General features: G+C 62.1%; 8 protein-coding genes. 5 read left to right on the forward strand and 3 right to left on the reverse strand.

The window, feature by feature from the left end; all coding sequences use genetic code 11:
* Window positions 1-38: 38 nt before the first annotated feature.
* The 3 genes from NKH50_RS28110 to lptF are packed head-to-tail and all read right to left on the reverse strand — an operon-like array spanning window position 39 to window position 4740.
* Complete coding sequence (locus NKH50_RS28110; protein WP_352882408.1) at window positions 39-2456, reverse strand: LPS-assembly protein LptD; 2418 nt, start codon at window positions 2454-2456, stop codon at window positions 39-41.
* Entirely contained in the window at window positions 2456-3541 is a 1086-nt protein-coding gene (lptG, locus tag NKH50_RS28115) for an LPS export ABC transporter permease LptG (protein WP_352882423.1), read from the reverse strand. Before lptG ends, NKH50_RS28110 begins: the two co-directional genes overlap by 1 nt.
* Window positions 3538-4740: an LPS export ABC transporter permease LptF gene (gene lptF, locus NKH50_RS28120; RefSeq protein WP_352882410.1), complete on the reverse strand. Its 1203-nt coding sequence runs from the start codon at window positions 4738-4740 to the stop codon at window positions 3538-3540. The genes lptG and lptF overlap by 4 nt, the downstream gene beginning before the upstream one ends.
* Before the next feature lie 354 nt (window positions 4741-5094).
* Here lptF and NKH50_RS28125 point away from each other — a divergent pair, with 354 nt between their 5' ends.
* The 5 genes from NKH50_RS28125 to NKH50_RS28145 form a co-directional block, all read left to right on the forward strand.
* Window positions 5095-6261 carry a flavin-containing monooxygenase gene (locus NKH50_RS28125; RefSeq protein ID WP_352882412.1) on the forward strand — a complete coding sequence of 389 codons (1167 nt, stop codon included), beginning with the start codon at window positions 5095-5097 and terminating at the stop codon, window positions 6259-6261.
* A gap of 73 nt (window positions 6262-6334) precedes the next feature.
* Window positions 6335-6718: a VOC family protein gene (locus NKH50_RS28130; RefSeq protein WP_352507925.1), complete on the forward strand. Its 384-nt coding sequence runs from the start codon at window positions 6335-6337 to the stop codon at window positions 6716-6718.
* Between the two features lie 81 nt (window positions 6719-6799).
* Window positions 6800-8296 carry a leucyl aminopeptidase gene (locus tag NKH50_RS28135; RefSeq protein WP_352882414.1) on the forward strand — a complete coding sequence of 499 codons (1497 nt, stop codon included), beginning with the start codon at window positions 6800-6802 and terminating at the stop codon, window positions 8294-8296.
* Window positions 8297-8333: 37 nt separating this feature from the next.
* On the forward strand, window positions 8334-8783 hold the full coding sequence (locus NKH50_RS28140) for a DNA polymerase III subunit chi (protein ID WP_352882416.1): 450 nt from the start codon (window positions 8334-8336) through the stop codon (window positions 8781-8783).
* A gap of 119 nt (window positions 8784-8902) precedes the next feature.
* Window positions 8903-9550: phosphotransferase (locus NKH50_RS28145; RefSeq protein ID WP_352882418.1), on the forward strand; the 648-nt coding region annotated here is incomplete at its 3' end.

Genomic DNA, 9550 nt, shown 5'->3' on the forward strand with positions numbered 1-9550 from the left:
ACAATGTCGTCCGCCAGCCACCCCGTTGCCGACTGCCGTTATTGGATGGTGTCGATGGAGCGTTGCGACGAGCCGAAATCGCCGAGCGTGCGGAACGACAGGTTGAAGCCGACGTTCTGCGACACTTCCCTGGTGTTAAGGTCACGTCTTTCCGAAAACGTCATCAAATAGGTAAAGCACGAATCACTATAGGCAAAGCCGACGCCGTCCTTGACCAGCACGCTCTGCTCAAGATCATATGTGCCGGTGCCAAAGACGCGCCAGTTCTCGGCAAGATGCGTCGAGGCGCCGAGCGTGACCTCATGGCGATCCGTGGAGAAGCCATAGAGCGGCTGTGCCTGGATGAAGGCATATTTGGCGCTCAGCGATACCGGCAGGCCTGAAAAGGCGGCCTTTACCTCAGCGCGGCGGATCTCGAAGCTCTGCTCGTCGAAACGGCCGCTGACCGAGCCGGAAAATCCGCTGGGGCTGTTGAAGCCGACAAGGCCGACATAGTCGGAGGTTGCAGTTTCAAGACCCGAATAGGCACCGACATTGACCAGATCCGGCGTGCCGAACGAGTTCTGGCCGCCGAGCTGGTAGGATTGGCCGAACACCGCATTGGTGCCCCAGCCATTGTCGTATGCGCCGGAATAGCGGAGCCCGACATTGGCGCGTGTGCCGCCTTCCATGCGGTCATAGCCCGAGAATTTGTCGCGCTCAAACAGCGTCGTGGCGTCGAAGACGAAGCTCTGGGCGTCCTCGTTGGGAACCGCCAGCCCGCCGACATATTGCTCGTTCGGACGCACGAATACTTGCGCCATCGGCTCGAAGACATGGCTGGAACTGGTCATCGAGAACAGCACCGGCCAGCGCATCTCAAGGCCGGCGGTCGCCATGAAGCGGGCAAGCGATGAACGCATATCGTCCTCAACGCCGAGATTGGTCGCCATCTGGTTGATGGCGTCGAGCGAGGCGGAGGAGGCGTTGACATAGCCGGCGTCGCCGCGCAGCGCCAGGAGCGGCGTCAGCAGCAGCCCGCCATCGGTGGTGATGGTGCGCTTCCATTCGGCTTCCGCAGTAAGACGGCCGGATTGACCGTCGATGCCACGAACGTTGTTGACGGACGAAGGGACGCCCGAATCTGCAAGAGCCGTATCGAGCCTGTCGCGGTCTATGACCCGCGCGTTGACGTCGAACGAGAGCTGCCCGCCGGCCACCGGCATGTCGGGGATATAGGCGTAGTCGAGCGAGGGCAGCACCCAGGGCTGCTTGGCGGCGCGTGCGGTCGGATCGCTGGCGAGAGTGTCTTCCTGAACGTCGAAGTGCATGGCGCGCACATCGAAGTAATTGCGATCGTTGAGTCCCGTCAGATACACCTCGGAGCGGTGCACGCTGTCGTTGAAGCCATCGATGTCGTAAGTGCGCGCGAAATTCTTGTCGCTCTGCAGCAGGATGTCCCAACCGAAGTCCCAGCGCGGGTTGATAGCGAACTGGCCCTGGGTGCCCATCATGCCGCGGAACCTGTTCGGGTCGCCTTCGGTACCCGAATTCACGTTGTGACCATTGTCGTCGATGAAGGCGTCGGGATTCTCCTGCCGAATGCCTGCAATTTTCAGGCTGTACTGACCATTGTTGAAGCGCTGCCTCCACTCGGCCTCACCGAGGAAACCTTGCTTGGTATAGCCGCTGCCGGTGACAGTGAGATCGTAGGTCGGCGAGAGCGCGAAATAATAGGGGACTTTAACACCCACGCCGAGGTCGCTCTTGTAGGCGACGCCGGGAATCAGGAAGCCGCTCTTGCGCTTGACCGTTGGGTCGGCGATCTCGAAAGCCGGCAGATAGGCCAGCGGAAAGCCGAAGAACTCGAAGTTCGAGTTTTCGAAGCGAACCGTCTTCTTTTCGCCGTTCCAGATGATCTTCCTGGCCTTGATACGCCAGGTCGGCGCTTTGTCGGGCTTGTCCTCGCACGGCTCGCACGCGGTGTAGACGCCATTGTGGAATGTCGTCAGCACGCCGCCCATGCGTTCCGCGCTTTCGGCGGCGAAGTAGGCCTTGTCTATGGTCTCGACCCGCAGCGCGTTGACGAAGCCGTCGGCGAAATCGTCAGTGATGTCGGCATGCTGCGAATAGATCTTGGTGCCGTCGCTATTGACGAGTTCGACATTGCCGCTGGCGACGAGGCGTTTGGTGTTGCGGTTGTATTCGACCCGCTGGGCGACGAGACGGTTGCCGCCGTAGTCGATCTGGACGCCGCCGACGGCCGTCACGGTCTGCTTGTCGTTGTCGTAGACCAGCGTATCGGCTGCCAGCAGCATCTGCGTGCCACTCGGAACCTTCGTTGCCAGCTCACTGACGTCCTGGGCAAAAGCCGGAGCAGCCGGGGCGACGCCGGCAAGCAGGCATGCCAAGGCGCTCGCCGCAGAGAGGCGTGCCAAACCGGCGTGCCTATGGCTGCGCAAAACCGCCTCCCTCACTAGCCGTCTTCCTTGTATAGCAGGAATGTCACCCCGAAGAACATAGCCACGACAACCGGGACCCAAGCCGCTACGGCTGTGGGTACGAATCCCGCTACGCCGAATGCCTTGACCAGCACCGAAACGACATAAAGCAGAAAGCCGGCCACGATGCCACCCAGAATCATCGTCGCCGACTGCCCCATCCTCGCAAATCGCATTGATACCGTTGCCGCAATCAGCGTCATCGCCACGAGCAGGAAGGGCAGCGCCACCAGGGAATCGAACTGCATGGCGAAGGTATTTGCCTTGAGGCCGAAGGAGCGGGCCACCTCGACTTTGCCGGGCAAATCGTAGAAGGGGATAGTCTCAGGGCGCGCCAACCGCTCTTGCACGAATTCCGGCTTGAGATTGGTCGGCAGCCGATCGCTGGGTAACGACTGGATGGTGCCGTCCCGGAACACCTTGACGTCCTGCAATTCCCAGTAGCCGTCCCGCAAAAACGCGCGCGCCGCATCCTTGCGCTCGATGATATCGCCTTGCGGACTGAAGCTGAAGAAGACCGCGTCGGCCATCTCCAAGCCTTGATTGAGAATGGCGCGCGCTCCGATGATGGTATCGCCGGAACTGGTTTTCTGCCTGATCCAGGGTGCGGCATCGGCCGAGACCGTATTCGACTTGCCCGAACGGAGCTGGGTCTCGATCTGCTCGGACCAGGAATAGGCGTGCGCGGCTATCGGATTGATGACGCCGACCGACAAGGCACCAAACAGCAGCGCCCCGATGCAGCATGGCAGCAGGAACTGCCATGCTGAAACCCCGGCGGAACGGGCGATTACCAATTCATATTTGCGGTTGAGCGACACCAGGGTCGCCATCGCCGAGAACAGGCCGACGAACGGCACCGTCTGCAGCATGATCATCGGCATCCTGAGCCCGGAAATGGCGAAGGCAGTTCCGTAAGTGAAGCCTGGCACGCCGGTCGTGCGGCCGGAAAGCTCGGTGAAATCGATCAGGAACACCAGCGCCAAAAGACCGATGAAGAACCAAATGGTGATCGTCACATAGCGAAAGAAGAAGTATCGACCCAGAGTCCAGCCCATCAGCCGGCTCCCTGTCCGGAAGCGCCGCGCCCAGCAAAACGGAGCTTGATGGCGCTCCAGCCCTCACTGAAGCGGCCGGCAAGATTGGTCACCCAATCGGCCCAGGCAACAGGCAGTTCCATGGTCCGGTTGGAAACAATGAACCAGATGGCGATCGCCGATGCCACGATCGGGACGCCGTAGACCATATAGGCATATTGCGGCACCTTGTCGGCCTTGCCGGCGGCAAAGAACCCGAGCCAGCGCACGAACAGCGCGATCGCGATTGCCGTGATCAGCGGGTGCACACGCGCCTCACGATGCGAGCGTGCATCTCCGGCGACGGCGAGCGCGATCAGCGCGAAGACGAGCGAATAGGACCACTCGGAAAAACGCTGGTCGAGCTCGGCCAGGTACCTGTTCGGCTTTTGCTGGTACATCTTGTCGTTCGGACTGGGATTGAGCAGATACTGGGTCGTCCGGTCCTTCGGCAAAAGCAGGATGTCGGATGATGCCGACATAAAAGCAGACAAATCGAAGGCATAGGAAGTGAACCGGATTACCGAGAGGTCGCCGGTCATGGTTTTGCGATGGATCACCCCGTCATTCATCATCAGCACCTTCTCGTCGCCGCGTTCGATGATGCTACCGGACTTGGCATAATAGACGAGATTGACGCCTTCTTCGCGCGAATCGGCGACGAAGATGCCGCCGAGGCGATTGTCGGGAAGCCGTTCGCCAACCTGCAGGAACAGGCCGTCATCGATCTTGCGGAAGGTGCCTTCCTGGATGATCAACGACAACAGATCGGCACGCGAAGATGCTATCAACTCGCGGTTCTTCTGGCGCGCGTAGGGGTCGACACCATTGTCGACCGCGAACGAAAAAGCGCTGGCTGCTAGTGCCAGAAGCATGATCGGCCTGACTATTGTCCAGCGTGAAGCGCCGGCGGCATTGATGACGGCGAGCTCCGAATCCGAATTCATCACGCTGAGGATCTGGGCGACCGCGACCACCAGGGCGAAGGGCACGACGATCGGAACGATCGTCGGGATGATCAGCGCTGCCACTTCGAAGAAGGTGAGGGCCGATTGACCGCTATCGGTGACGAGGTCGATGCGGGCGAGGACCTGAGTCGTCCAGACGATCGCCAGCGTCCAGACGAGCGCCAGCGCGAATACCGCGAAGGCACGGCGCATGATGTAACGTTCAACGACCTTCATGAAGGCTTTTCTCGGCGATTTCGAACGGCATCATGCCTTGGAACAAGGTAGTCGTCCGGCGCCGGCTGCACAACTGGCTCAGTTTGGCGGTTCGATCCGGGTTCTGTCCCGTATCGTACATTCCGCTGGGCCGGAGTGTCGGCGGCAATGGATAAGAAAAGGCGAACATTGTTGGTTAACAACAGGTTGCGGCTGGAAGCGGGGCCGTGCCGCGACGAATCGTGGGTGGTTCGATATCGCATATGGGAGCGATTTCGGCCAAAGTCTTGTCAAATGCGGCAAAACGACCAAATGTCGCGCCGGTCGCGACCGCCGCGGCGTGATAAGACGGGTCAGGATCTGTTGAGCCCCAGCATGGAAGCGGAAAAATTGCGCAGTCAAACCGGTCGAGAAACCGTCTTTGACGGCGCGATCGTGGTCGGCGCCGGCGCGGCCGGCCTTGCCGCCGCCCACGCCTTGATGAAGGCCGGCGTACCGACGCTCGTCCTGGAAAAGGAGAGCCGGCTTGCCGAACCCTGGCATCGGCGCCACCAGCGGCTGCACCTCAATACCCATCGCGATCTCTCGACGCTCCCCGGTGTCGGCTATCCCGCAGGCACCCCGGCTTTTCCGCATAAATCGGCCGTCATTCGCCATCTGAACGATTTCAGCCAGACGCATGGTCTGCCGGTCGCATTCGGCGTTGCCGTTGAAGAGGTCACGTTCGACGGCGATCACTGGACCGTGCGGACGAACGCCGGACGTCGTCTGGCGCGCCATGTCGTCGTCGCCACCGGGCGCGACCGGCAGCCGTTTATTCCCGCGTGGAAAGGCATGAAGGATTTTGCAGGCCGGATTATCCATTCGGCCGATTTTGGCGATGCGAAGGACTACGCCGGCAAAAGGGTGCTGGTGGTCGGTGCCGGCAATTCGGGTTTCGACGCACTCAATCATCTGGCGAATGCAGACGCCCAAAGCATCTGGCTGTCGGCCCGCAACGGCCCCTCTCTGCTGCCGAAACGCATCGGCAAGGTCGCCGTCCACAGGCTTTCACCGTTAATGGCGAGCTTGCCGGTGCGGCTGGCCGATGCGGTGATGGCGACAACCCAGCGCCTGGTTTTCGGCGACCTGACGAAATTTGGGCTTCCGCCGGCGCCCACAGGCGGTGCGAGCCGTCTGAGCGCCGACTACACCGCGATCGCAGCCGACGACGGCGCGGTTCGCGCCATCAAGGCAGGCACGATCGTGGTGGTGCCGCCATTGCGGGAATTTAGCCAAGACGGCATCGTATTGAATGACGGCAGGTTGATCACGCCCGATATCGTCATTGCAGCGACCGGCTATCGCACCGGTCTGGAGCAGATGGTCGGCAAGCTCGGCGTTCTCGACGGCAAGGGCGTTCCGCTTTTCAACGGCGGCGATGCCGATCCGAAATTGCCCGGCCTGTGGTTTACCGGCATGCGGCCGAGCATTCGCGGTTGTTTCGCCAATGCCCGCATTCAGGCCAGGGCGATAGCGGCGCGGATTGTCAAGCAGCGATAGTGAGCAGGGCTATGCCGATTGTACCGCCCGCAATTGACACGCCTTGTTGGAGCGTGCTCGAACCGAAAGGTCAATGATCATGACGCCAGTCAGCATTCGCTACATGGTCGATGATGTCGCCACCTCGATCGATTTCTACTGTGGACAACTGGGCTTTACCGTCGAACAGGACGCGCGACCGGCTTTTGCCTCCGTCACGCGCGGCGCGTTACGGCTCCTTCTAAGCGGACCCGGCAGTTCGGGTGCACGGGCTATGCCGGATGGCAGGCAGCCGGTGCCGGGAGGCTGGAACCGCATCCTGTTGGTGGTGCCGGACCTGAAAGAAGAGGTCGCGCGCCTCAAGAGTGCTGGACTTGTCTTTCGCAACGATATCATAACGGGCGTCGGCGGTTCCCAGACCCTGCTCGAAGACCCATCGGGCAATGTCATCGAGCTGTTTCAACCCGCCGCTCACTGACGCAACAACACGGCACCTTTCGGTCCGACCAATCGAACGCCTCTCGCGATAATCCAACGCACTTCCCGAAAGCAGGACATCATGAATTCGAGACCCTCGATCGCCTTCGCCAAAATCGCCGCGCCCAAAAAGGGCAGCGTTTTCGTTCTGGCGGCCGACGAGGGCGACCTCAGCGATGCCGCCAGGGCTTGTGATCCGGCAAAGACCCTCGATCGGGCTTTTCCGGTCGCCGACTTCACTGGCAAATTCGCCGGCCTGGTCGAAGTGTTGGCACCGGAAGGGACATCGCTCGAGCGGCTGGTAGCGGTCGGTGCCGGCAAGGGCTCCAATCTCGATGATTATGGTTGGCTGAAGCTCGGTGGCACGATTGCCGCGTCCTTTCGCAAGGCAACCGAAGTGGCCGTCGTGCTCGATCTTCCCGGTGCCGCCATCAGCGGCAGGCAAGCCGTTCAGCTCGCAGCAGGCATCCTGCTGCGCAGCTATTCCTTCGACAAGTATAAGACCAAAAAGAACAATGGTGACGACAAGCGCGAGCCAAAAAAGCCGGTCAAGGTAACTATTCACACCGCCGATCCGGCAGCTGCAAAGAAGGCCTTCGCCGATGAAGCGGCGGTGATCGACGGTGTCTTGCTGGCGCGCGATTTGGTCAATGAACCGGCCAATGTTCTGGGGCCGGTGGAATTCGCCACCCGCATCGCCGAACTGGAGGCGCTCGGCGTCACGGTCGAGATCCTGGCCGAGAAGGAGATGAAGAAGCTCGGCATGGGTTCGCTGCTGGGCGTAGCGCAGGGCTCGCCGCGTGGCGCCCGCATCGCGGTCATGCGGTGGGACGGCGGCAAGGCCAAGGAAAGCCCGGTCGCCTTCGTCGGCAAGGGCGTCACCTTCGACACCGGCGGCAATTCGATCAAGCCGGCCTCGGGCATGGAGGACATGAAGGGGGATATGGGCGGCGCTGCTGCCGTCACCGGGCTGATGCACGCGCTAGCCGCGCGCAAGGCGAAGGTCAATGTCGTCGGTATTGTCGGACTGGTCGAAAACGCCGTCGATGGCCACGCTCAGCGACCGGGCGACATCGTCACCTCGATGTCGGGCCAGACCATCGAAGTGCTCAATACCGACGCCGAGGGCCGCTTGGTGCTGGCCGATGCGCTGTGGTACTGCAACGACCGCTTCCAGCCGAAATTCATGATCAATCTGGCGACGCTGACCGGCGCCATTATGGTCGCGCTCGGCCAGCATTATGCCGGCCTGTTTTCCAACAATGACGAGTTGGCGGACCGGCTGACGGCGGCCGGACAGGCGACGCAGGAGCGGGTGTGGCGCATGCCGCTCGGTGCCGAATACGACAAGCTGATCGATTCCAAGAATGCCGACATGAAGAACATCGGCGGCCGCCACGGCGGCGCCATCATCGCCGCGCAGTTCCTGCAGCGTTTCGTCAAGGACACGCCCTGGGCGCATCTCGACATTGCCGGCACCGCTATGGGCGCGCCCTCCAACGAGATCAACCAGTCATGGGCTTCCGGCTTCGGCGTCAGGCTGCTCGACCGGCTGCTGCGCGATCATTACGAGCAATGAGCGGCTGGGGCGGGATTCCGAAAATGTAGACTGAGCCATGGCCGAGATTCTGTTTTATCACCTGACCGAATCGACGCTGGAGGATGCGCTGCCCGGCCTCCTGGAGCGCAGTATCGATCGCGGCTGGCGCGCCGTGGTACAGACCGGCACCGAGGAACGGCGCGACGCGCTGGACCAGCATCTGTGGACTTTCCGGGACGATTCGTTCCTGGCCCACGCAACGGACCGCGAAGCCCATCCCGCCGAGCAGCCGGTTCTTCTGACCGTCGGCCCTAACAATCCGAACCAGGCGCAGATACGTTTCCTGGTCGATGGGGCGGTGCCGCCGGAGCTTGGCGGCTATCAGCGCGCCGTGTTCCTGTTCGACGGTCACGATGCAGCCCAGCTAGAGGCGGCACGCACGCACTGGAAGACAATGAAGGAGGCGGGCCACACCGTGACCTACTGGCAGCAAACGCCCGACCGGCGCTGGGAACGCAAGGCTTAGGAAATTTGCCGCCTAGTGGAATCACTGGCGCCGCAAGAATGCGACGCCAAAAAGATGGACTGCCGGCTATTCAAAAGACCTGAGCAAGCCCGATGCCGCCCGATGAACGAACACCAGGCATGCCGATAGATGCCGCACTTGTTCGCCGGCTAATTGCCGCGCAGTTCCCCAAATGGGCGGACCTGCCGGTGGAGCCGGTCGAGCCTGGCGGCTGGGACAACCGCACGTTCCGGCTGGGCGATCGCATGTCGGCGCGGCTACCGAGCGCCGCCGCCTATGTCGCCCAGGTCGAGAAGGAGCATCGCTGGCTGCCCCGCCTGGCGCCTCACCTGCCTGTGCCGATACCCGCGCCGCTGGCCAAAGGCGCGCCCGGGGAAGGCTATCCATGGCCTTGGTCCGTCTATCGCTGGCTTGGCGGCAGACCTGCGGCTGGTGGACTGATTGCCGATCTTACTGAGTTCGCCCGTTCGCTGGCCGGTTTTCTGGTGGCGCTCCACCGGATCGACGCTGCCGATGGGCCACCGGCAGGGCAGCATAATTTCCACCGCGGCGGCCGGCTTTCGGTCTACGACGCCGAGACCCGAGCCGCGCTCTCGGCGCTCGGTGGCCGCATCGACAGGGCCGCCGCCGAGGCCGTGTGGGCGACGGGCCCTGCGGCGCGGGGGGGAGGGGCGCGGGGGGGGGGGCCAGGGGGCGGCGGCGCGGGGGCAGATGAAGGGCAAGAGTGGGACGGGGTGGGGGGGGTGGGGTTTGGTTGGTGGGGGTTT

Origin of the sequence: Mesorhizobium sp. M1027 (genome assembly GCF_040318745.1) — a bacterium.
GTDB lineage: Bacteria > Pseudomonadota > Alphaproteobacteria > Rhizobiales > Rhizobiaceae > Mesorhizobium.

Coding starts and splice junctions, on each gene's coding strand:
- NKH50_RS28130 (WP_352507925.1), top strand. CDS start 6,335: ATGATCATGACGCCAGTCAGCATTCGCTACATGGTCGATGATGTCGCC.
- lptF (WP_352882410.1), bottom strand. CDS start 4,740: ATGAAGGTCGTTGAACGTTACATCATGCGCCGTGCCTTCGCGGTATTC.
- NKH50_RS28135 (WP_352882414.1), top strand. CDS start 6,800: ATGAATTCGAGACCCTCGATCGCCTTCGCCAAAATCGCCGCGCCCAAA.
- NKH50_RS28125 (WP_352882412.1), top strand. CDS start 5,095: ATGGAAGCGGAAAAATTGCGCAGTCAAACCGGTCGAGAAACCGTCTTT.
- NKH50_RS28140 (WP_352882416.1), top strand. CDS start 8,334: ATGGCCGAGATTCTGTTTTATCACCTGACCGAATCGACGCTGGAGGAT.